Here is a 21283-nt window from a genome sequence, read left to right on the forward strand (position 1 = left end):
CCGATGCCAAACTCTTTTGACCCCAACTCTCGCGGAGCATCGGATGGCCGGCTGGCCGCCTACGGTTCAGCTGTCATCGTGCTTGTCACCTTGGTGACAACAGTTCTTTTGGCCAAATCGACCGGCAGACTCGAGCACACTGTCCGGGTCACTGCGGAATTGCGCAATGTGGGTGACGGTCTACCTGCCCGATCTGACGTGAAGTACCGCGGCATGCTCGTCGGGCGCGTCACTGACGTCACGCCCGCAGTAAACGGCAGACCTAACCTGGTGCAGATCGACCTTAAACCTCAATCTGCACAGAGTATTCCAAATACAGTGACGGCACGAGTGGTCCCCAGCAATATCTTCGCAGTCTCCTCAATTCAGCTGGTGGAACATGGGTCGGGTCTTCCGCTTCGCGGAGGCGACGCGCTCGCCGAGGACTCCGAGCTTTCTACCGTCCTATTCCAGTCCACGGTAAGCAAGCTGCGCGACATACTTCTATCCACGGGACGCACATCCGATGGCGACGCAGTCGGTTTGCTTGACACTCTTGCTACCGCCACCGAGAACCGTGGTAAGAAACTCGTTGCATCCGGAGCGCAACTTGAGCGGTTGCTCGACCAGCTCAACGCGGTCGTTACCACCAGCACTAGCGTGTCGAACCCATCGACATTATCGGCACTACTGAACGCCGTGCAGGGCCTCAAATCAACGGCGCCCGCTCTTATCGATGCGCTACACGAAGCCGTGATTCCCATGCGGACTTTCGCCGAGAAGCGTGAGCAGTTGTCCGATCTACTCTCCGGGGGCACGCATACGTTGGGCACTCTGCGGACTGGACTGGACAACCACGCGGACCAACTGATCACCATCTCAACAGACATAACGCCCGTGCTGGGGGTATTCGCTGAGCGGCACGACGCCATTCCGAACCTGGCCAACATGGCAAAAGGCTTGTCTGACAAATTTATCGAACAGGTATGGGACCCGGAAAAACAACAACTCAATGCGAAAGTAATCGTATCGTTCACCCCGTCCACCCTGTACACGCGCGAAGACTGCCCTCGCTATGGGGAGCTCGAAGGTCCCAGCTGTGCCACCGCGCCCCCACGCAAACCTGGTGGCGTCACCCCCGACATCGCACGCTATGCAACACCAGACCTGCCACCGCAGCTCCTGCCGGACAGGTACATCCCGCCCCCGGGGCTAGCCCCACCCGCCAGCCCCGACCAGTCACCAACCGCGTTGGCGCCGGCCTCATTCGGGGGCAACATCGGGCCTATTGGCAGCCAGCACGAACGCAACCAAATATCCGAAATCGTAGGCTTCCCGGCGACTACGGCAACACAACTGCTAATGGGGCCTCTTGCGCGCGGCACGAGAGCGACGGTCTCGCGACTGACGAAGGAAGCGAAATGAACTATCGCAAGCCATTTGTTGGGCTCACTCTCTTCATACTGGTGTCGGTCGGGCTCACGTCAATGGTGTTCACAACGTTACGCCGAGAGATTCCAGGAGATTCGGACACTTACTACGCGATCTTTACCGACGTCTCTGGTCTCCATGAAGGAGACGACGTACGCATGGCCGGTGTGCGCGTTGGACGCGTGGAGAACGTGTCCCTTGAGGGCATCAACGCCATGGTCACGTTCCGGGTACAAGCGGACCAATCCATCTTCGGGAACACCATCGCCTCGGTTATCTATCAGAACATCGTGGGACAGCGTTATCTCGGCCTGTCTCTGGGATCCGATGGCACCACCGGCAAGCTCGCCCCCGGCGCTGTTATCCCGCCTGAACGTACCGAGCCATCCTTCGATATCGGGCTGCTACTCAACGGTTTTGAACCGCTGTTTAGCGTCCTTGAACCACAGAAGGTCGACGATCTGACGCGGGCAGTGATCCAAGCCTTGCAAGGTGACACCGACTCCATTACCGCGTTGGTCGAACAGACCACCACGATGACGCAGACGCTGGTGGGACGCGATGAAATCCTCGGCGGCGTCATCACCAATCTCAATAGTCTCGTCTCCAGCCTGGCTCAGCAAAGTAAGAGCCTCAAAACTGTTTTATCGCAAAGCAAAGCAATGATCATTCAGCTCAACGGCCGCCGAGAGGAGCTAGTTTCAAATGCTGGATCGATCTCCTCAGTTGCGCGGCGATTGGCCGGCATCACCCAATCCATACACCCGCAGTTCGCGGAGCTGGTGGGCCGAGAACCCGGATTTCTCAAACACCTCATCGAAATCGAACCTCAACTGGCCTTCCTCGGTGCCAACGCGCCGTTGGCACTTCTTGCCATCTCCAATGCCTTCCAGCAAGGCGCATATGTCGACCTGTACGGCTGCGAACTCGACGTCACCTTCATACCCGGCACATGGCAGGTCCTGCCGACCATCGTCAATGCCGCGACCCCGGGCGGAAAACCGATGTATACATCGAAATGCAGGCCCACGCCATGACGATTGATCTTCGTCCTAAGGTCACCGCACTTATGCGCGTCACTCGTCGTCGTTGGTCGTCAAGAAGCGCAGCCACCGTGGGCGCTGTGTCGGTCGCAGTGACCATCGCCCTCGTTGCCGGAATCCTGATGATCAACAAGGCCGGGTTGGGCTACACCCGGTATCGGGCGGAGTTCGCCCAAGCGGCCCAAATCCAGTCCGGCGACGACATCACCGTGGCCGGCGTCTCCGTCGGGAAAGTCACCGGAACCTCCCTAGTCGGGAACCATGTTTTGGTCGGGCTCCGGATCCGTCATGACATTCGCGTCGGTTCGGGTAGCCATGCCAACATTAAGGTCACGACACTGCTTGGTTCGCGGTACGTGGAGTTGCGGCCCGCAGGCGATGCGCCGCTGGAGAACTGGACAATCCCCTTGGCGAACACCGGCGTGCCGTACGATCTGCAGACTGCCCTGGCAGATGCCACCGGGACCTTCGAGCAGGTCGATGCTGATCAGATCGGCCGCTCCGTCGACGCATTAAGCCGCAACCTCAACGGGCTACCGCCACTGGTCCCACAGGCCATGGAAAATCTCCGTGAACTATCCGCAGTGGTGTCTAGCCGCCGAGACCAAATCGGTTCATTGCTTTCCGGCACTGCCTCGGTAACGGAGATGCTCCGCGAACAACAGGCCAACATTGGCGCACTCGTAAACCAAGGCCAGAGTCTGTTCCAAGAGATCGTCGATCGCCGCGAATCCCTGACACAACTGCTGCGCGCAGTCACCAAAATCGTTGACATCCTTGGCTCTATCGTTATGGACAACCGCGCCGGTCTCGACGGGGTTCTGGCCAATCTGAGCAAGGTGACAGCCATGCTCAGCCAGCACGATGATCTACTCCGCAGCATTCTGCAACTTTCGCCTTTGATGATTAGGAACGCCACTAATGCTTTCGGCACCGGCAACGCCCTGGATATCAACGTTCCTGCCGGGCCCCTGGTCGACTCATGGATGTGCGCAATCAGCGGCCGCGCAAAGCAATTCAACATGATCCAGTACTACAAGGACTGCAAATGAATCGTCGCATTACTCTCGCGCTGGTCGCGCTCTGCACCGCGATTGCCGCAATAGCCGCGCTGACACCCACGATCATCGCGGCTCGCTCCATAACCATTACGGCTCAATTCGATGACGCTGCAGGCTTATACACCGGCAACTCGGTGTCCGTGCTGGGCATGCCGGTAGGCAAGGTCACCGCAATCACAACCACTCCCGCGTACGTTGAGGTCGTATTCACTCTGGACAAGGGAGTGAAAGTTCCGGCTGACGTGCAGGCCGTCACGGTATCCACCTCTATCCTGACCGACCGGCATATCGAGCTGACTCCGCCCTACAGTCAAGGGAACGTACTCAAGGACGGCGACCTCATCGGACTAGGTCGAACAAAATCGCCGGTGCAATTCGACCGTGTGCTGAAGATGGTGGACCGCCTGGCCGCAGCCCTGGCTGGAAACGGCAAGAGCGATGGCGCAGTCGCCCGCCTTATCGATGTCGGTGCCCAGGTTGGCGATAACAGCGCGCAGATCAAAAGCGCCCTCGACCAACTATCCCAGGCCATGCGGCTCGGCGCCAACGGCGGCAGCAACACCAAGGACAACGTCACCCAAATTATTCGCGCCTTGGACGAGCTAACTCACGCAGGTGCCGAAAATGACAGTAAAATAAGGCTTTTCGGGACAACGCTGCGGAAGATGAGCCAAATCCTGGCCGATGAATCGATCGGGTCAGGCACAACCGGAAGGCAAGCCAATCAACTGCTCATCCAGGCCACAGACCTTCTGGATAAGAACCGCGACAACATCAACCAGGCAGTTCGCAACGGCACCACCATCACCGGGACCCTGGTCGATAAGCGGCGCGAAATCAGCGAGATCTTCGACGTCCTGCCGCTGTTAACCGAGAATGTCTACAACGCCATCGACCCAGTCAACAAGGTCTTTCGAGGCCACATGCTGGCGGACAAAGTCGTCTTCGATAGCCAGTTCGGCAAGGAAATTTGCAATCTCATGGGGCTGCGGCAACTGGGCTGCAGCACCGGAACGCTGCAGGACTACGGCCCAGACTTCGGTCTAACCTCCATGCTCGACGGCATGACCCGGATGGGACAGAAATGAGGCTCACCTCGGCCCTGACCACGCTGACCACCCTGCTGGTGACCAGCGTCAGCACGGCATGCAGCAGCGGGCTGCAAGACCTGCCGCTGCCGACACCGCATCTAAGTACCGAGACCTACACGCTGCATGCAGAATTCGCGAATGCGCTCAATCTGCCGACCAAAGCAAGAGTTAAACTCGCGGGCGCCGACATAGGCGAGCTGGAGTCAATGACAGCACGAAACTATATTGCCCACATTACATTTCAGATCCGCTCCGATATCCGGCTCACCGTCGGAACCACCGCCGAGCTGCGATCAGCCACCCCTCTGGGCGACGTATTCATCGCCCTTTCCTCGCCACCTGAGAACCTCACCAGCTCTGACCGATGGCTCCATGACGGAGACACGATCAGTCTGGAGTCCACCAAGTCGGCCGCAACAGTGGAGGCAGTGCTCAGTTCGGCAGCTGTGCTGGTCAACGGAGGCGCAATCCGGAGCATGACCAAGTTGGCCAACGGCCTGGGTGACGCGACTGGAAACCGAGGCGAATCCCTACAACGAGTTATCGGCAAGTCCAACCAGCTTCTCGCCAAAATGAATTCGAGAGCCCAGCAGTTCCAGGAGTCGTTGGCTGAGACGAACACGCTGGCAGCCTCGCTGGCAGCCAACCGCGACCAGATCTCCGACATCTTACAAGCGGCCGCACCGGGCACCGAAGCACTCGCATCCGATGCAAACAACATCTCAGACTTGGTCGCCCAACTCAGCGGTATAACGCGCCAAGCGGCACGGTTTCCGTCAGTCCAGGGCACCGACTCCCGAAGCATCGTCACAGATCTCAATACAACCGCGAAAGCCTTCAACGGCCTCGCTACACACCCCGACCCCCTCCTATGGTCATTGAACCGGCTGCTGCCGCTTGTTATCAAAGCTGCCTCAGGAACAGCAGTCGGCGGCCATTTAGAGATTCCCAAGATAGCGCTTGGTGCCATCCCTGATATCGGCTACGCAGGCGACCCGGGCTTTCACGGGCCCAAACGAGCCGACTGGGACTATCTGGTCGGATCTCTTCGATACCAATTGTTCCGCCTCCAAGAACGTGTAGTCGGACAGGGGCCAGATCACCCGTGAGTCGCACCGCCAATTCACCACGCATCTCCGTATGGGAACGATTGGCCCACGCGACTGTCGCGGCCGTCGCTAAAATCCGTCGACACAGATACCTGACGTCGTGGCTTGCGATCGGCGTAATCCTTGCCTTAGGTGCGACCTACTTAATGGTCGGTGCGCTCAGAATCAACCCGACAGCGCCGTCCATCCATATCCGCGTACACCTCGCCGAATCCGGCGGCCTCATGCCCAACCAAGATGTGACACTGCGCGGCGTGCCGATCGGCCGAGTTGAATCCGTCGCCGCCGATAGCGACGGAGTGTCCGCAACGCTCACTTTAAGTCGCGCAGCCAAGGTGCCGACCACCAGCGATGTCCAGGTATCAGGACTATCGGCAGCCGGAGAGCAATACCTGGACTTTCGGCCGCACGACCCGTCCGGCCCATACCTCATCGACGGCAATACCGTGGACCGGCGACAGACCTCAGTTCCGTTGTCCCTCACGCAATTTCTCACCGATTACAACGCGGTACTCGACCAGGTTGATCCGCAGAAGCTGCAAGCCATCACCCGCGAACTCGGCGTCTCCCGAGCTGGCGCCGACAAGCTCACTGCCATCATCGACGGAGGCGCCTTCCTACTCGGAACCCTCGATTCCGTACTCCCGCAGACTGTCAGTCTGCTCAAGAACAGCCGACTCGTGTTAACGACTCTCAGTGATGTACAGCCCGGAATGGCCGCAATCTCGCCGAACCTGCGACATCTGTTGACCGGCGTGGCTGCGATGGACGGCGGTTACCGAACACTACTGGCCAATGCACCGTCCGCGTTCACCAACATCGACCGGCTGGTCGACGACAACTCCGACACCATGGTCCAGCTTCTTGGCAACCTCGCCACCGTCGCGCCCCTTGCCTCAGTCCGAGTGCCGGCCTTATACAAGCTTTTTACCAACGAGCGCGGCTCGGCCGTAGAAGCCTTGGGCACAACCATTCACGACGGCGCCATCTGGGGAATCGGCGACATATACCCTCGCTACTCCTGCGACTACAGCACCCCTCGACAGCCACCCTCGAATGCTGACTATCCCGCGCCCTACCTATACACCAGCTACTGTTCCAATCCCGACCCCGTGGTGTTGATCCGGGGCGCACGCAACGCACCACGCCCACCAGGTGACGATACCGCCAACCCACCCACGGGCGTGGACCCCCTACAGCGGGCAGACCCAATACCCCAGGGGCGCTACACAATCCCCACCCCCTACGGCGGCCCGCAACTACCGATCGAACCACCACCGCCAGTCGGATGATTACCCCCGTCCGCTTCAGCCCCGATCTGGTGGTCCGCCTCGCCTCTCTGAACACCCGCGGGCGATCATCGCCCTCCCTACGGGACTCACCACACGGGCTGCGAGATCGATGAGAGAGCCGATGAGCCCAGCAGATAAGCAAGTACCGGCATACGGGGCGGCCCAGCAGGAATGTCTACGGCGACTGAACTGGAACCCTGCGTTGTCGTTCAGCGAATCGGGCCGATCGATCATGATGGACGCGGATCCGTCTCAGCACCGGGCGAAGGCCATTGCCACCCCGATGCCTTTACCGCTGTCGACAATCTCTTCCTCGGCGCCTCATACGTCCGTACGGGAAGCGACATCCATTTACAGCGCGAAGGAGGCCGGTATGCGCGCGGCGCAGGGCGTGCTTACCGCAAGCAATTCGCCATCCCCCGTGCCCAGGATCTTCGAACACTTTTCTCTGCCAAGACCAATCAAATGGCTCTGGCGCCCCGATGACTCCACGTACGCCAAAGGTCAACGCAATGTGTTCGACATCATGGGGTCGTGACGGGATGGCGCGCATCGTTTGGGAGTTCCGCCAACCGAGAGAAAAGGTATGGATGGCGATCATGAATGCCGAGCTGTGGCCAGTCGGCTTCGTGGACTTCAGCCCAACTGCCGGAGCAAAATTCCGCAGTAAGCTCATCCCTACCGCAGGGACGAACTACACCGGCACTCTCCTATGCGAAGTGCTCGAAGCCGTGGATTTTCAGTCGCTTTCGGTGCGTATTTATGCCCAGCGGAGAGGCGCACCGCCGACACTTTGGGAGATAAGGTCGGAACTCACCGATAAAGACACCGGCGGTACTTCAGCGGTGATGAACGTCTACGGCACGAATGCCGATGAGCCAGAAGAACGCATCCTCCTCAACATCCTTGGCGCAGTGACCCGCTGGATCTACGGGAGAGCCGAGAAAGATCTCGGGTCAGCCGATTCTGAGAGTGCGGCCCAGTAATAGACGATCCTCTTGATCGCCGCACGCGGCGCAGCATGTTCTCGATAGCCACTTCATAGGTACCGAGGTGCAGCGCGAGGGTCATCTTCTTCCTGAAGGCCCTTTGCGGGTCAACGAAGTCGAATCGTCTCTGCATCAACATTTCTCGGACGTCGGTGGTATACCCTTCGACGTCCCGCCAGCGCTCGTAGCGGCTGCTGTGGTACCGGTACAGGCCGCCCACTAGTTCATCCCGCAGTGCAACATCATTGGAGTTGCGCAGGGTCGGCGATCTCTCGGTGATGTCGACTTCGGTGCCACATTCACAAGCCGAAAGGGCGCTTCTGCAGTGTACTGCTGATCGAAATCACTTGGATAGATGTAGATTCTGTTGTCGCAGTTGATGCAGTCGAACCAGTGGCCGTAGTTGAAACCGACGAGCGGCTAGTCAACATGCCTGCGGGGCCGCATCACTGTTCACGCAGCGAAGCCGCAGTCGGAACCTGCAGCAAGTGCTGGCACCGCTCGGTCTCATAACCACCGCAGCCCTGCACAGCAAGTCCTTGCACATTAGTACGCGAAAACGTCACCGTAACCACGCAGCCCGGTGATGCAGCGGGTGTACCAGTCCATGGCGACCGTCAGCTCGGCCTGCATCCATTGCAGTGTCAGTGGATTCAACGCGAACACGTCCAGGCGGGTGGTGTCCATCAGGACGTATTCACCAGGTCGGGTCGGGCGCAGCTTGCCGTACACCCCGGCGGGCCGGTCGGCGATGTCCCGGTTACGTTTCGTACTCAACCGGAATGTCGGATGCTGCTTCTCTAATTCGCTCAGCACGCGAAAGGCGGTAGCGCGCGACGGCAGTGCCACCGCGTCAGCCCCAAATCGCCTGACTATCCTGGCATTAGTGCGGTCAATGACTAACAGCCGCGATGGCTTTGACTGGTCCTGGTGCTCGACCATAACTTCCACCGCGGTCTGGACCCATCTCTCATCCACTCGCCCTGTTGAAGCCACTGGCTTCTTGGATTCGGCCAATCCGGCTTCGCCGTTTCGCCGGAATTCACCGATCCAGCGGCGCAGAGTCCGTATCCCGATGCCCAGCTCAGCGGCCTTGGTCTCATATCGCCGCATCAATGGCACATCCAGCCTGTACTGGGCGCGAGGCTCACCGTCAACTGCGGTTTCGACATGACCGGACCGGTACCCAGTGAGAACCTCACGCACATGAGCGGCGCGCTCCGATACCGTCTGCCGCTCAGCGCGGTCCATGTTGGCCAGTACTACACCGGGTGTATCGAACGGATCGTTCGAGGACGGGCCGGCTCGGTCAGGAAGAATCCGGGCACGTTCACCGGTCAACAGCTCTTTTACCGATAAGCGCAGCACTTGGCGGGTGCGGTTGCTGCGCAAGATCGCATGCAGCCCAGTGGCACTGGGATGCATCTCGGTAATCTCGGCGACCTCGCCGTCGTAGAGGAACCGGGTGCCCACACCTATGGGCACACCTGCGGGGTTCATGCCGCAGACTCCAACACGTGCGCGCGGCTCAACGGCTTCATCAAATCCACGGTGAAACGCTGGCGCCACAGCATGTGCATCAGTGCTGCGCGAACCATCGCACTGGGCCACCGCTGCTCGCTGTCGATCGCCTCACCCACGGTCATTCCCGCAATTTCGTTGCCAGATAGTGCATCAACGATCTGCGTATCGACATACTGCGGGTGCCGATAGCCGGCCAGAAAACGCACATTAGCCAGGTTGACGGGGTCCGCGTCGTGCCACACCTCGTACCGCCACCCTCGCGACTCCACCACAGCGCGCGTCCACTCAAATGTGCTCGCTACCAATGGTTTGGCCGCCTGTCGAGCCGGTTTCACATCGACCACTACAGGGCCGTCTGTAGTGATCAGTAAGAAGTCCGGGATGTGCCTGCACCGGGTGCCTGCCACGGTGGTCTCCAGCAGCACAGGCTGCGGCACGATCCACGACACCGCCAGGTCGAAGTCCGCGAGCAATAGACGGGCTAGCTCCAAACGTGATTCGTAGATGACGTGACCGCCACATGTGGCAGACCAGTACGTTCCCGAGTAGTGCTTCTGCCCCTTGTACCAGCGGAATGTGCGCCACGGCGCTGCAGCCCGTAGATCCTGAGCGCTCACTCCCGGCCAGGGCCTCCGGACCTCTGAACCGGTGAAGCCAGAGCGGAATTTGACGACAACCCCCTCAGGCTCAATCGAACCCAAGTCTCTATCTGTCGTCTCTAGCGCTCTGGCTGCAACCATCCCATCGGCTCTCCGCTGATCGGGGGACTGTCAGTTCCAGCCTGCGCCGTTGGCGCGCACATGAGGTGCCGACACGCCGAACTATCGGCGCCTTAGCGCTGCTGGCGCGTGTGCACGCGCCGCTGATAGCAGCTGGCGTAAGGACGGGTTTACCAGCGGGTGTCCAGCCACGTCGACCGTAGGTACAGTCTCGTTGCCATCGGCAACAGAACGCACATACGCAGCGGCGTCCGGGCACTCCCAGATGTTGATCTCGGTGTACTTAATCCGGGTCAAGCGAAGCTGCGTTCTGAGCTTGATCGAGTAAGGACACCCCGGACGCCAGTAGACGGTGATGCCGTCGGCTTGCGCTGATGAACTCGTCATACCGTCCTTCTTCCGATCGATGTGTGATCTGGCAGTGCGAATACTTGGCGCGTGTCGGCCCGAATCTTTGAGGGCATCTGACGCTCACCTCTGCACCGCATAGTGCTATTTCGTTGCGGCTCTGGATCTCCTCCCCAGTTCACGTCCCAAGGTTTAGCTGGCTGTATCACTGCCAGATTCCTTCCTCGTTATCGATGGGACGGCGCCTCGCTTGTGCTGGGCCACCAGATGTGGTTTCCGATGAGGGTCATGGCTGCTGGTACGAGGATTGTTCGGACGATGGTGATGTCTAAGAGCAGGCCGACGCCGACGGTGAATCCGATTTGGAGCAGGTGGATGACGCTGCCGCTCATGAGTGCGAACATGGTGAGTGCGAAGACGATTCCGGCGGTGGTGATGACCGAGCCGGTGCTGGCGAATCCACGGAGGATGCCGCGGGTCATGCCATCTTGAGATTCTTCGCGGATGCGAGAGGCGAACAGCATGCTGTAGTCGGCTCCGACTGCCACGAGGGCCATGAATGAGACTGGTAGGACGGTGAAGTCGAGGTCGACGCCGATGATGTGCTGCCAGATGAGCACGCTGACGCCGGCGGCGGCAGCGAATGAGAGGGTGACCATGGCCACCATGAAGGCAGGGGCCAGGATGCTGCGCAGCAGCAGTGCCATGACGAGCAGAATGCCCAGGATTGCGACAGCGCTGAAGGTGAAGAAGTCGCGCCAGACTTGGGCCTGCATGTCTGTTGATATGGATGCGATTCCGGTAGTGGCGATGTGTGCGTTTTGCAGGGTGGTTCCGGTGGCGGCAAGTGCGGCTGTTTTGACCAGGTGCACTGCGCCGTCGCGGGCTTGGGCGCTGTAGGGGTTGACTTTCCAGACCGCGACCATGCGAGCAACCATGCCGTCGGCGGAGAACAGCAGCTTTTGCCCGGCCTGGAAATTCTTATCGGAGAATCCTTGCGGCGGCAGGTAGTACCCTGCCCCGGGCCCTCCGACGGTGTGGGTGCTGACGGAACTCAAGTAGTCCAATGCCTCTTTGAGGCCGGCGTCGAGGGTGCCGGTCTGGGTGCTGACTTGTTCGACGCCGGTCTTGACGCGGCCCAGGCCGGTGGCCAGTTGCGACATCCCTGCGGTCAGTTGTTCGGCGCCATGCACGAGTTGGGTCAGCCGCGCGGAAGCTTGGACTTGGGAACGCCCGCCTAGTTGGGCTGCGAGCACCTGCAGCTGGGTGAGGGTGCTTTGGATCCCAGGTAGTGCGGCCCGCAGGTTCTCGATGGCCCCTTGCGGGATCGCGGTCACGGCTTGCAGGTCGCGCAGCGCCCGCCCGACTGCCCCGTGGGTGATCGCATCCAGGTCAGCCAGATCGGCCCGGCCACGTGTGCACAGGGCATTGGCGTCGCATTCGGGTGCGGGTTCTGGGGCCAGCATGGGGCCGAGTGCGGAGTTGACCGAATTGGCTGCGGCGGCGGCGATGTCGTTGTTACTGAGTGCTTGCAGAGCCAAATCCAGGAGATTGACCGACGAGTTGAGGTCGGCGATGGCGCGGGGGGCATCGATCCGGTTGTTGGATGCGGTGGCCAGCGCGGCACTTGCGGTGTCGTAACTGCTTAGTACCCCTTTGGCCAGGGATACGACTTGTTTGATTCCGGTCAGTAGTTGGGGCAGCTGGGTATTGGCGGAGGAGGCGCCGTCGCGCAGTTGGTTCACCCCTGCGATGAGACGGGCTAGGTCCGGGTTGGATTGTTGGATCTGCTGCTGCGCTTCGCCGAGCCGGTCGCCGACGATGCCAACTTGATGCCCGATCGTGGTCTGTACCAGTGCTTTACCGTTGGGTCGGGTGATGGAGCGGACCACGGCGACTTCGGGGAGTTTGGAGAGGTTTGTGGCGATCATGTCCAATGCGGCAAGGTCGTTGGTGTTGCGCATGTCGTGATCGGATTTGATGATCAGGTATTCGGGGGCGGCTTCATTGACTCCCCAGTGGGCGTAGACCTTGTCATATCCACGGGTGCTCTCGGTGTTGCCCAGTTGCATCGAGTTTTCATCGAAGTTCAATCTCAGGGTCACCAAGACAGCAGACAGCGCAATCAGCAGAGCCAGGGATGCAGCAGCTAGCAGCCCGGAGCTGCGGATGATCCGGGCCCCCGTGCGACGCCAGCGGCGTTCGTTCAGAGGACGTGGCTCGGCGTATCCGCGTTGTCCGGCAATCGATAACAGCGCATAGGGCAAGGTAGTGGAAACCGCGAGGGTAATGGCGACACCGATGGTGATAGGCAGCCCCGACGATTTGAACATGCCGATCCGCGCGAACACCATGGACGAGGCGGCAGCAGCAATGGTCACCGCCGAGGCAATCAGAATTCCCGAGATCTTCTGCCCTGCGCGTTGCAGGGCCTCAGGGACAGGCAGTTTGATTCGGCGGCCTTCGTGATAGCTGGCCAGTATGAAGATCGCGTAGTCGGTGCCGATACCCAGAACCATCGCGGTCATGAGGGCAATGGTGAAATTCGAGACCGTCAGTGTCCCGGTGATGCCCAGTAGCGACACGATGGGACGTGCCACCCCGAGGGAGACGCCGATGGTAAGCAGCGGGATGCAGGCCAACACCAACGAGCGGTAGACGACCAGCAGCAGCATCGTGATCAGCAGTACCGAAACGCCGGTGATGATCACAAGGGAGCGGTCCATGGCTGTGAACAGGTCCGCAAGTGTCGGCGCGAACCCGGTGTAGTAGATCTGCACGCCTTCTGGTTTGGGTAGGACGGCGATCGTTTTGCGGATTTCGTTGACGTTGCGGTGCGCGTCGGTGGAGCCGACCTCGCCGGTGGCTGCGACAAGCAAGTTGATGGCCTTGCCGTCGGGGCTCAGGGAGATCTCGCGCAGCTGGTCATTGCTGTAGGTGTCCAGGACATAGGCGACGTTCTTGTGGTCGGCGCGCAGGGCCTCGATGAGCCGTTGGGACAGCTCATGGTCGGCAGCGGTCAGTCCGTGTTCGTCGACCAGCACGACGCTGCCTACTGAGGCTGATTGCGGGACACCGAAATCAGTGGACATGTCGCGAAGAGTTTGTGCAGCAGTGAGGTTCGCGGGCATGAAGGGCGCCGAGTACTTGGACACCGTGATTTCGAGCTGCGGTATCACGGCATTGAGCACACCGAGCAGAATGATCCAGCCGCCGACCACTAACCATGCGCGGCGTGCGCTGAAACTGCTGATCCGGCCGAACGTTTTGTTGTCGGCGTGGGCCACTAGGCGAAGGTCCTGTCGTGATGGGGAGTGAGCCACAGGCGTGCACCATGTTTAGGGACGGTGGTGATGTTGCGGACCCACGGGGTTTCGGAGGCGAGGTGTTTTGCCGGGCTGATGGTGAACCGCTGAAAGATCTCTTGCAGGATCACAGTTCCCTCGGTGAGCGCGAATCCTGCACCCAGACATCGGCGTACACCGCCGCCGAATGGCAGCCAGGTGTTCGAGGCCACGGTGCCATCCAGGAAGCGGGTGGGGCGGAACTCGGCGGGCTTGCGATGTGATTCCTCACTGTTATGCGCCAGCAGGATCGAGGTATTGACCACCATCCCCGTGGGCAGGTGCCAGCCGCCGATCTCGGTGGGGGTGGTGACTTTCCTTGCTGTAGAGACGATCACCGTGTGCCGGCGCATCCCTTCCTTCAGGATGGCCTCCAGGAAGCGATCATCGCCACGCGATGCTGCATCCACGGCCTCGGCCTGGATCTTCGGGTTCTGGGCCAGTTCCCACAGCGTCCATGACAGCGCGGCCGCCGTGGTTTCATGTCCGGCCAGTAGCAGGGTGATGAGTTGATCGCGCAGTTCGGCATCGGTTAACGGTGTCGCGGCGTTCGCGCCGCTTTGCAGCAGCCTCGAAAGCACATCGGTGCGGCTAGCAAGATCGGAAACGGCGCGGCGGCTGGCGATTTCGCTATAGAGGATGTCGTCGATCTTGCGCTGGTTGTCGTGCGAGCCCTTCCAGGGTTGGACGCGTTTGAGGGCCGGATTGAGCCTTCCAGCGAAGATCACCGGGTGGATGTTGACAATCCGGTCCAGGCGGTGAGTCAACTCGGACTTTGTTTTTGGATCGGTAACCCCGAACACGACCCGCACAATGATGTCGAGGGTCAGTGCGTTCATACAGTCCAGACCCCTGATGGGAGCTCCGGTGTCCCACTGGCTGATGTGCTCTCGGGTGACGGTGGCCATCATGTCCCGATACCCCCGCAGGGCCGCCGAGGTGAAGGCGGGCATCAGCAGAGACCGCATCCGTGCATGCTCGTCCTCGTCGGTGATCAGCACTGAATGCTCACCCATCACGAGCTTGAGGATCTGGTTGCCCTCACCGGCGTGCAGAACTTTTGGGTCCGCAGCGAAGATCTCCTTGATGTGCTCGGGGCACGTGTACACCACCAAGTTGTCCGCATAAGGCGGCACCTGCAACGAGAACACATCCCCGTACCTGCGACGCATCGCCGGCAAAAACCGTTCCCGGAACTTCAGGTACAGCACACTCTGCACAAACCGCGGCAGCCGCGGCCCCGGCGGCAAGGCTGCTGTCACCGCTGAGACTGCCCAAATTCAGGCACGTCGACCCCCGGCCACACCAAATCCTTGTCGGCGCACGCCTGACGCAGCGCATCAATGAACGCCACGGCATCACCGGAGGCGCCCGTGAAGTCTTCAGGCCCCATCACGACCTGGTAGCCCTCGGCCGTCTGGGCCACCACCGCAGGAGTCCGATCACCAGTGAGCTGCGCGATCTGTGCGGACCGCTCATTGCGATGCACCAGCTCGATCGGCACTCCCAACGTGCAGGCGAGGTCTTTCCATTGCGGGTTGGCCCGCACCCCGCGGTGCGTGATATCGCACAGCGCGCAGGACGCGGTCCCCTGCAGCTTGCCCAAGGCCCAGGCCAGATTGCCGCGCACACCACCGTCACCGTTGTAGACGCCGACGAAACCCACAATCTCGTTTGCCATACCGGCTCCTAAATTGATGTTCAAACGTTTGTACTAAACGACTGTTTATCACGATAGTATGTGGGTATGCAAGACTCGGCCACCGTCCGCGACAAACTGCTGCAGGGCGCCGTCGATTGCCTGCAGGAACGCGGCTACGGCAACACCAGCTCGCGCGACATCGCCAAAGCGGCCGGCGCTAACCTCGCTTCGATCAACTACCACTTCGGCAGCAAGGAAGCCCTGCTCAACGACGCGCTAGGTCTGTGCTTCGCAACATGGAACCAGCGTGTCCAGCAGGCGTTTGACCAGAGCACTGCCACTAGCCCTTACGAACAGATCCGCGCGGTATTGGCCGCCACCGTCGATTCCTTCGAGCAGATCCGGCCCGCCGTTCAAGCGTGTATCGAGTCCTATGCCCCCGCACTGCGCTCACAAGACTTAAGGGAGCGCCTCGCCTCTGGTTACGCCGAGGTTCGCCAGCATTCAGTTGACCTGGCCAGGGCTGCGCTGGCAGGAACAGACATCGAACCACCCGAGTCCTTGCCCACGATCGTCACGGTATTGATGGCCATCATCGATGGCCTAATGATCCAGTGGATCTCCGATCCGGACGCGGTCCCCCGCTCCGGGGAGATTCTGGAGGCCATCGCCGCGATCGGAACTGTCGTGCCAGCGAGCGACAAAGCGTCGTAACGGCTATCGGACTTCTTACGGGCTAGAGGCATCTTCGCTGCGCTCGACGCGATCCTTACGAGGCGCCGCTCCCGGGATGAGCATCGGAACCCGGCTGCTGTATTCACGGTAGGGCTCGCCCAGCTCTTGGCGTAGATCATGCTCTTCGAACTGCAGCGCAATCAGGATGTATACCGTTGTGGCTATTGCAAATAGCAAGTGCCCGGCTGTCATTGTGGGAGCAGCCCAGAACGCAACGATGAAACCGAGCATCAGGGGATGGCGTACCAGCCGGTAGAGCATCGTTTCCCGGAAAACGAGATGACTGTAGGGCGTGTGCTTCCAGGCGAGGTAAATCTGGCGCAGCCCAAACAGGTCGAAATGGTTGATCATGAACGTCGAGGCCAGCACGATGGCCCACCCGAGCCAAAACAACGCATGCAGGCCGATCCGGCCAGGTGTCCAGCTCACATCCCAGATCACGGCAGGCATCGTGCGCCACTGCCAAAACAGAAGGACCAGAAGGAGACTCGATACCAGCACATAGGTGCTGCGCTCAACGGTTGACGGCACGAATCGTGTCCACCAACGCTTGAACAATGGCCTGGCCATCACGCTGTGGGGGATCGCGAACAAGCCCAGCAGAACCACATTCACCACGAAAGCTTCTGTGGCCGAGGAGATGAGACCGTTGTCGACGGTGCGCGGCACAAGGAAGTTCCCCACGAAGGCAATCGAGTAGAGGAACGATCCGAGGAAGATCAAGTAGCTGATCGCCCCGTACCCAATGGTCAATACCCGTCCCATCGCGTCCTCCTCAGGTTGTTCAAGAATCGCTTCAGACAGGCTGCGCAAGACCAGAACAGCCCTGGCATACGCCACCAGCCGGTACCATATACAACTATATTCCAAAGATCTATGGAAAGAGCGAGGGTGGGATACGTCATGAGCCCGGAAAAGGTCGCGCTGTACGAAGCGTTCGCAGCCAGCGGCAAGGCGCTGGCCAGCGGCAAGCGCCTGGAACTGCTGGATCTACTGGCCCAGGGCGAGCGGACGGTGGAGGCGCTGTCCAAAACTGCCGGGCTGAACGTGACCACCACCTCGGCGCATCTGCAGACCCTCAAACAAGCTGGCTTTGTGGTGGCCCGCCGAGATGGGCCGCGCATGTATTACCGATTGGCCGGTGACGATGTGGCGCAACTACTAGCGCTGCTACGCAAGGTCGCCGAAGCCCACCAGCCCGCGGTCCCGTATGCCCGCGACGCCTATCTAGGCACCCAAGAGTCCGCAGAGATCACGCGCGAAGAGCTGGTGAGGCTGGTCCAGTCCGGCGAGGCGGTGGTCCTGGATGTGCGACCAAGAGAGGAATACCTCGCCGGCCACATCCCCGGCGCAATCTGCATCCCGGTCAACGAACTCACCCAACGGATCACCGAACTACCTACAGGCGCTCAGATCGTTGTCTACTGCCGCGGCGAGTACTGCGCCATGGCCTACGACGCCGTCCAAATGCTGACCGACCGGGGCCGACGGGCTATCCGCCTCAGTGACGGCATGCTCGAATGGCGACTAGACGAACTGCCCGTCGACGCAGGAACACCACAGTGACCACCCACTCCTCCACCAATCACTTGAGAAGATGATCCCAAATGCCAAATCACCCATCAGATCTGGCTGCAGCGCAACGTGAGCACTGGCAAGACACCTACCAGCAGCACCCAGGCATGTACGGAGCCGAGCCATCCGAAGCGGCGCGGCACGCAGCTCAGCTCTTCAAGAACGCACGAGCAGAGCGTGTTTTAGAACTTGCTGCCGGACACGGACGCGACGCGCTCTACTTCGCACGCGAGGGATTCACCGTAATCGCTACGGACTTCAGCGAAGTCGCCATAGAGCAGATCCAACTAGCCGCCAAGGCACAGCACTTGGAGGCCAACATTTCGGAGATCGTGCACGACCTCCGCGAACCCCTCCCGCTCGACTCCGGATCAGTTGACGCCGTATACGCACACATGGCGCTGTGTATGGCACTGTCTACCAAAGAGATTCACGATGCAATCGATGAAATCTGGCGCACCCTGAAACCGGGCGGAAAGCTCATCTACACGGTCAGGCACACCGGCGACGCCCACTACGGCGCCGGGCAGGACTGTGGCGACGACATCTTCGAACACGGCGGCTTCGCAGTGCACTTCTTCTCACGCCAGCTGGTTGACGATCTCGCTCAAGACTGGGTCCTCGACGACGTCGATCCCTTCGACGAGGGCGACCTGCCCCGTCGTATGTGGCGAGTGACCGCTACCAAACCGAATGTTCAACCGTCGTCACCGCCCGACAGCCCCGCCGGATAGAGCTCAAATCTCATTTTTGTGGCCAATTGGCCAAGCAGTGGCCATCAGAACTGAGAATTGGCCATTCGAATTGAGAACCTACAGAATGTAGTTACCGCGCCATGTTGGTAAAGCGCGACAAGTGCAGCTGGTGCGCCACGGTGATGGTGGCCGTCGGACCGTTACGGTGCTTGCCAAGAATCAGGTCGGCCTCACCACCGCGCGGATCGTCACGCTCGAACGCATCCGGGCGGTGCAACAGGATCACCATGTCGGCATCCTGTTCCAGCGAGCCAGATTCACGAAGATCGGAGACCTGCGGACGCTTGTCGGTGCGCTGCTCGGGACCACGGTTCAGCTGACTGATCGCGATGACCGGAACCTCAAGCTCCTTGGCCAGTAGCTTCAGGTTTCGGGAGAACTCCGAGACTTCCTGCTGACGGGATTCGTGCTTCTTACCGGAGGTCATCAGCTGCAGGTAGTCGACGACCACGAGCTTGAGCCCGGCCTTCTGGTTGAGCCGTCGCGCTTTGGCGCGGATTTCCATCATGGTCAGGTTCGGGGAGTCGTCGATGTAGAGCGGCGCCTCACTGATCTCGCTCATCCGCCGTGCCAGCCGGGTCCAGTCGTCATCGCTCATCCGGCCCGAGCGCATATCGCCCAGTTTGATCTTCGCTTCGGCCGAGAGCAGTCGCATGACGATCTCGGTCTTGCTCATTTCCAGTGAAAAAATCACGCTGGGCAGCTGGTGCTTGATCGAGCATGACCGCATGAAATCCAGACCAAGGGTCGATTTACCCACACCCGGCCGGGCCGCCACGATGATCATCTGACCCGGATGCAGCCCATTGGTGATCTCGTCCAGATCGGTGAAACCCGTCGGCACACCCTTGGACATGCCGCCGGCCGACGCGATCGCATCGATCTCATCCATCGTGGGCTGCAGCAGCTCTTCGAGGGGCACGTAGTCTTCCGACATCCGCCGGTCGGTCACGTCGTAGACCTCGGCCTGTGCGCGGTCCACCACCTCGGCGACATCGGCGCCCTCGGCCCCGGCGTACCCGTACTGCACCACGCGGGTCCCGGCCTCCACGAGACGGCGCAACAGTGCCTTCTCGGCCACGATCCCGGCATAGAACCCGGCGTTGGCGGCGGTCGGCACGGTGGAGATCAGCGTGTGCAGATACGGCGCACCGCCCACCCGGCGCAGCTGCCCGCGCCGGTCCAGCTCGGCGGCCACCGTCACGGCGTCAGCGGGCTCTCCCCTGCCGTACAGGTCGAGGATGGCCTCATACACGCTCTGGTGGTTGGGCCGATAGAAGTCGTGCGGCCGCAGCTTCTCCAGCACGTCGGCGATGGCGTCCTTGGACAGCAGCATCCCGCCCAGCACGGACTGCTCGGCAGCCACATCCTGGGGTGGTTGACGGCCGAACTCCTCCTCGGGAGGGGCAACTGGGCCGGACTGGCCCAGATCGTCGACTATCGCCACGGCGCGCTGGTCCTCCTAATCACATCAAGTCGAACACATGATCGCGGCGAGGTCTGACAAGTACAGTTCAGCCCGCGCGCCGCGGTAGACGTTAGATGTTGCTGGCGGCCCTGCCAAGCGCCCCTGTGGATGAGCCTGGGCATGGGGTGTGGACTACTGTCCAACCCGGTGTTAGGGGGTTGGGGACAACCTGGGGATAGCTACCTACATTCCTGCACTTTTCCCAGTTGGCAGCCGGTGAACTAATTGACAGGACTGTGGATGGGAATCCGCCCGGCGTGTCGCATCAGGTTGCGGGCTCGGGCGTGTTCTGTTACCCCTCTCAACCCTCTAGGTTAACTAGAGGTAGCTTCGCTGGAGTGGCACACGCGTACAATACGTTCGCCAACAGATACGGCAACGGCGCCGCGGAAACCCGCGACGCCGTTGACCCGGCAGTACTTCCGATCGGTCAGCCTGCGGCGACTACATCCACGGTGATCTTGGTCGCCACACCGGCGTGCAGGTGCACATCCAGTGCGTACGAACCGATCTGCTTGATGTGTGCCTTCGGCAGGGTGACGGTGCGCTTGTCCAGGTTGGGTCCACCGGCGGCCTTGATGGCGCCCACCACGTCAGCGGCGGTTACCGAGCCGAACAGCTTGCCTTCGCCGGCGGTCTTCACCGTCAGCTGAACGGCACCCAGGCCCTCGATAGCCTGCTTGATCTCGTGGGCGTGCTCGACACCACGGATCTCCTTGGCCTCACGGGCGCGACGGATGTCGGTCGCCTGGCGCTCCGCACCACGGGTGGCAACAATCGCCAGTCCGCGCGGCAGCAGGTAGTTACGTCCGTAACCATCCCGAACCTCGACGGTGTCACCGGCAGTGCCGAGGTGCTCGACCTCGGTCGTCAGAATCAGCTTCATCAGATGTCCCTCCGGTCCTACCGCGTCGCCGAGCTGAACGGCAGCAGGGCTACCTCGCGAGCGTTCTTCACCGCGATCGCGATGTCGCGCTGATGCTGAACGCAGTTTCCGGTGACCCGGCGGGCACGAATCTTGCCGCGCTCACTGATGTACGTGCGCAGCAGGTTGGTGTCCTTATAATCGATGTTCAGCGCCTTCTTAGTGCAGAACGCGCACTTACGTGTCTTGACCGGCTTTTCCGGGGCAGGACGGCGCTTAGTCGTCTTGGCCATGGTGAATCTCTTTCTTTCTA

The 21283-nt window shown here is 60.6% G+C and carries 21 protein-coding genes; 11 read left to right on the forward strand and 10 right to left on the reverse strand.

From position 1 onward, the window contains the following. Window positions 1–3 precede the first annotated feature (3 nt). The 8 genes from AOT87_RS26685 (at window position 4) to AOT87_RS26720 (ending at window position 7992) form a co-directional block, all read left to right on the forward strand. Window positions 4–1404, forward strand: a complete 1401-nt coding sequence (locus AOT87_RS26685) for an MCE family protein (protein WP_057969568.1) — start codon at window positions 4–6, stop codon at window positions 1402–1404. Then, window positions 1401–2447 (forward strand): MlaD family protein, encoded by a 1047-nt coding sequence (locus AOT87_RS26690; RefSeq protein WP_057969569.1) that lies wholly within the window; start codon window positions 1401–1403, stop codon window positions 2445–2447. The genes AOT87_RS26685 and AOT87_RS26690 overlap by 4 nt, the downstream gene beginning before the upstream one ends. An 86-nt stretch (window positions 2448–2533) precedes the next feature. After that, window positions 2534–3505 (forward strand): MCE family protein, encoded by a 972-nt coding sequence (locus tag AOT87_RS26695; protein ID WP_234797232.1) that lies wholly within the window; start codon window positions 2534–2536, stop codon window positions 3503–3505. Next, complete coding sequence (locus AOT87_RS26700) at window positions 3502–4602, forward strand: MCE family protein (RefSeq protein ID WP_057969570.1); 1101 nt, start codon at window positions 3502–3504, stop codon at window positions 4600–4602. The genes AOT87_RS26695 and AOT87_RS26700 overlap by 4 nt, the downstream gene beginning before the upstream one ends. Next, window positions 4599–5714 (forward strand): MCE family protein, encoded by a 1116-nt coding sequence (locus tag AOT87_RS26705; RefSeq protein ID WP_057969571.1) that lies wholly within the window; start codon window positions 4599–4601, stop codon window positions 5712–5714. Before AOT87_RS26700 ends, AOT87_RS26705 begins: the two co-directional genes overlap by 4 nt. Before the next feature lie 146 nt (window positions 5715–5860). Further along, window positions 5861–7006, forward strand: coding sequence for an MlaD family protein (locus tag AOT87_RS26710; RefSeq protein WP_081343254.1), 1146 nt, complete (start codon window positions 5861–5863; stop codon window positions 7004–7006). Between the two features lie 121 nt (window positions 7007–7127). Continuing rightward, window positions 7128–7544, forward strand: a complete 417-nt coding sequence (locus AOT87_RS26715; protein WP_131727315.1) for a hypothetical protein — start codon at window positions 7128–7130, stop codon at window positions 7542–7544. A 4-nt stretch (window positions 7545–7548) separates the two neighbouring features. After that, entirely contained in the window at window positions 7549–7992 is a 444-nt protein-coding gene (locus AOT87_RS26720; RefSeq protein WP_057969573.1) for a hypothetical protein, read from the forward strand. Window positions 7993–8541: 549 nt separating this feature from the next. Here AOT87_RS26720 and AOT87_RS26725 read toward each other — a convergent pair. From AOT87_RS26725 to AOT87_RS26745, 6 genes are all read right to left on the reverse strand, one after another. Next, window positions 8542–9495, reverse strand: a complete 954-nt coding sequence (locus tag AOT87_RS26725) for a hypothetical protein (protein ID WP_324612913.1) — start codon at window positions 9493–9495, stop codon at window positions 8542–8544. Beyond that, window positions 9492–10136 carry a TnsA-like heteromeric transposase endonuclease subunit gene (locus AOT87_RS26730; RefSeq protein WP_234795789.1) on the reverse strand — a complete coding sequence of 215 codons (645 nt, stop codon included), beginning with the start codon at window positions 10134–10136 and terminating at the stop codon, window positions 9492–9494. The genes AOT87_RS26725 and AOT87_RS26730 overlap by 4 nt, the downstream gene beginning before the upstream one ends. Window positions 10137–10340: 204 nt before the next feature. After that, window positions 10341–10625, reverse strand: a complete 285-nt coding sequence (locus AOT87_RS28160; protein WP_081343255.1) for a glutaredoxin domain-containing protein — start codon at window positions 10623–10625, stop codon at window positions 10341–10343. A gap of 188 nt (window positions 10626–10813) precedes the next feature. Further along, complete coding sequence (locus AOT87_RS26735) at window positions 10814–13873, reverse strand: MMPL family transporter (RefSeq protein WP_057969575.1); 3060 nt, start codon at window positions 13871–13873, stop codon at window positions 10814–10816. Further along, window positions 13873–15192, reverse strand: coding sequence for a cytochrome P450 (locus AOT87_RS26740; RefSeq protein WP_081343256.1), 1320 nt, complete (start codon window positions 15190–15192; stop codon window positions 13873–13875). The genes AOT87_RS26735 and AOT87_RS26740 overlap by 1 nt, the downstream gene beginning before the upstream one ends. Further along, window positions 15189–15611, reverse strand: coding sequence for a hypothetical protein (locus tag AOT87_RS26745; protein ID WP_057969577.1), 423 nt, complete (start codon window positions 15609–15611; stop codon window positions 15189–15191). The genes AOT87_RS26740 and AOT87_RS26745 overlap by 4 nt, the downstream gene beginning before the upstream one ends. Window positions 15612–15677: 66 nt before the next feature. On the opposite strand from AOT87_RS26745, the gene AOT87_RS26750 reads away from it, so the two are divergent. Beyond that, window positions 15678–16286 (forward strand): TetR/AcrR family transcriptional regulator, encoded by a 609-nt coding sequence (locus AOT87_RS26750; RefSeq protein WP_057969578.1) that lies wholly within the window; start codon window positions 15678–15680, stop codon window positions 16284–16286. 15 nt (window positions 16287–16301) lie between these two features. Here AOT87_RS26750 and mddA read toward each other — a convergent pair whose 3' ends face one another. After that, window positions 16302–17072, reverse strand: a complete 771-nt coding sequence (mddA, locus tag AOT87_RS26755) for a methanethiol S-methyltransferase (RefSeq protein WP_057969585.1) — start codon at window positions 17070–17072, stop codon at window positions 16302–16304. A 138-nt stretch (window positions 17073–17210) separates the two neighbouring features. Between mddA and AOT87_RS26760 the strand changes: the two genes are divergently transcribed. Then, window positions 17211–17873: a metalloregulator ArsR/SmtB family transcription factor gene (locus AOT87_RS26760; RefSeq protein WP_057969579.1), complete on the forward strand. Its 663-nt coding sequence runs from the start codon at window positions 17211–17213 to the stop codon at window positions 17871–17873. A gap of 41 nt (window positions 17874–17914) precedes the next feature. After that, window positions 17915–18616 carry a class I SAM-dependent methyltransferase gene (locus tag AOT87_RS26765; RefSeq protein WP_057969580.1) on the forward strand — a complete coding sequence of 234 codons (702 nt, stop codon included), beginning with the start codon at window positions 17915–17917 and terminating at the stop codon, window positions 18614–18616. A gap of 91 nt (window positions 18617–18707) precedes the next feature. On the opposite strand, the gene dnaB is transcribed toward AOT87_RS26765, so the two are convergent. From dnaB to rpsR, 3 genes are all read right to left on the reverse strand, one after another. Further along, complete coding sequence (gene dnaB / locus AOT87_RS26770; RefSeq protein ID WP_030097637.1) at window positions 18708–20084, reverse strand: replicative DNA helicase; 1377 nt, start codon at window positions 20082–20084, stop codon at window positions 18708–18710. A 451-nt stretch (window positions 20085–20535) separates the two neighbouring features. Next, window positions 20536–20991, reverse strand: coding sequence for a 50S ribosomal protein L9 (gene rplI, locus AOT87_RS26775; RefSeq protein ID WP_030097638.1), 456 nt, complete (start codon window positions 20989–20991; stop codon window positions 20536–20538). 17 nt (window positions 20992–21008) lie between these two features. Beyond that, window positions 21009–21263: a 30S ribosomal protein S18 gene (rpsR, locus tag AOT87_RS26780; protein WP_005064619.1), complete on the reverse strand. Its 255-nt coding sequence runs from the start codon at window positions 21261–21263 to the stop codon at window positions 21009–21011. Window positions 21264–21283 lie beyond the last annotated feature (20 nt).

The organism is Mycobacteroides sp. H003 (assembly GCF_001440135.1).
In the GTDB taxonomy this organism is placed as follows: Bacteria; Actinomycetota; Actinomycetes; order Mycobacteriales; family Mycobacteriaceae; genus Mycobacterium; species Mycobacterium gwanakae.

Excerpts from the sequence above, each read along its gene's own strand:
- AOT87_RS26685 (WP_057969568.1), top strand. The coding sequence starts at position 4 with ATGCCAAACTCTTTTGACCCCAACTCTCGCGGAGCATCGGATGGCCGG.
- AOT87_RS26690 (WP_057969569.1), top strand. The coding sequence starts at position 1,401 with ATGAACTATCGCAAGCCATTTGTTGGGCTCACTCTCTTCATACTGGTG.
- AOT87_RS26700 (WP_057969570.1), top strand. The coding sequence starts at position 3,502 with ATGAATCGTCGCATTACTCTCGCGCTGGTCGCGCTCTGCACCGCGATT.
- AOT87_RS26705 (WP_057969571.1), top strand. The coding sequence starts at position 4,599 with ATGAGGCTCACCTCGGCCCTGACCACGCTGACCACCCTGCTGGTGACC.
- AOT87_RS26710 (WP_081343254.1), top strand. The coding sequence starts at position 5,861 with ATGGTCGGTGCGCTCAGAATCAACCCGACAGCGCCGTCCATCCATATC.
- AOT87_RS26715 (WP_131727315.1), top strand. The coding sequence starts at position 7,128 with ATGAGCCCAGCAGATAAGCAAGTACCGGCATACGGGGCGGCCCAGCAG.
- AOT87_RS26720 (WP_057969573.1), top strand. The coding sequence starts at position 7,549 with ATGGCGCGCATCGTTTGGGAGTTCCGCCAACCGAGAGAAAAGGTATGG.
- AOT87_RS26725 (WP_324612913.1), bottom strand. The coding sequence starts at position 9,495 with ATGAACCCCGCAGGTGTGCCCATAGGTGTGGGCACCCGGTTCCTCTAC.
- AOT87_RS28160 (WP_081343255.1), bottom strand. The coding sequence starts at position 10,625 with ATGACGAGTTCATCAGCGCAAGCCGACGGCATCACCGTCTACTGGCGT.
- AOT87_RS26745 (WP_057969577.1), bottom strand. The coding sequence starts at position 15,611 with ATGGCAAACGAGATTGTGGGTTTCGTCGGCGTCTACAACGGTGACGGT.
- AOT87_RS26750 (WP_057969578.1), top strand. The coding sequence starts at position 15,678 with ATGCAAGACTCGGCCACCGTCCGCGACAAACTGCTGCAGGGCGCCGTC.
- mddA (WP_057969585.1), bottom strand. The coding sequence starts at position 17,072 with ATGGGACGGGTATTGACCATTGGGTACGGGGCGATCAGCTACTTGATC.
- AOT87_RS26760 (WP_057969579.1), top strand. The coding sequence starts at position 17,211 with ATGAGCCCGGAAAAGGTCGCGCTGTACGAAGCGTTCGCAGCCAGCGGC.
- AOT87_RS26765 (WP_057969580.1), top strand. The coding sequence starts at position 17,915 with ATGCCAAATCACCCATCAGATCTGGCTGCAGCGCAACGTGAGCACTGG.
- rplI (WP_030097638.1), bottom strand. The coding sequence starts at position 20,991 with ATGAAGCTGATTCTGACGACCGAGGTCGAGCACCTCGGCACTGCCGGT.
- rpsR (WP_005064619.1), bottom strand. The coding sequence starts at position 21,263 with ATGGCCAAGACGACTAAGCGCCGTCCTGCCCCGGAAAAGCCGGTCAAG.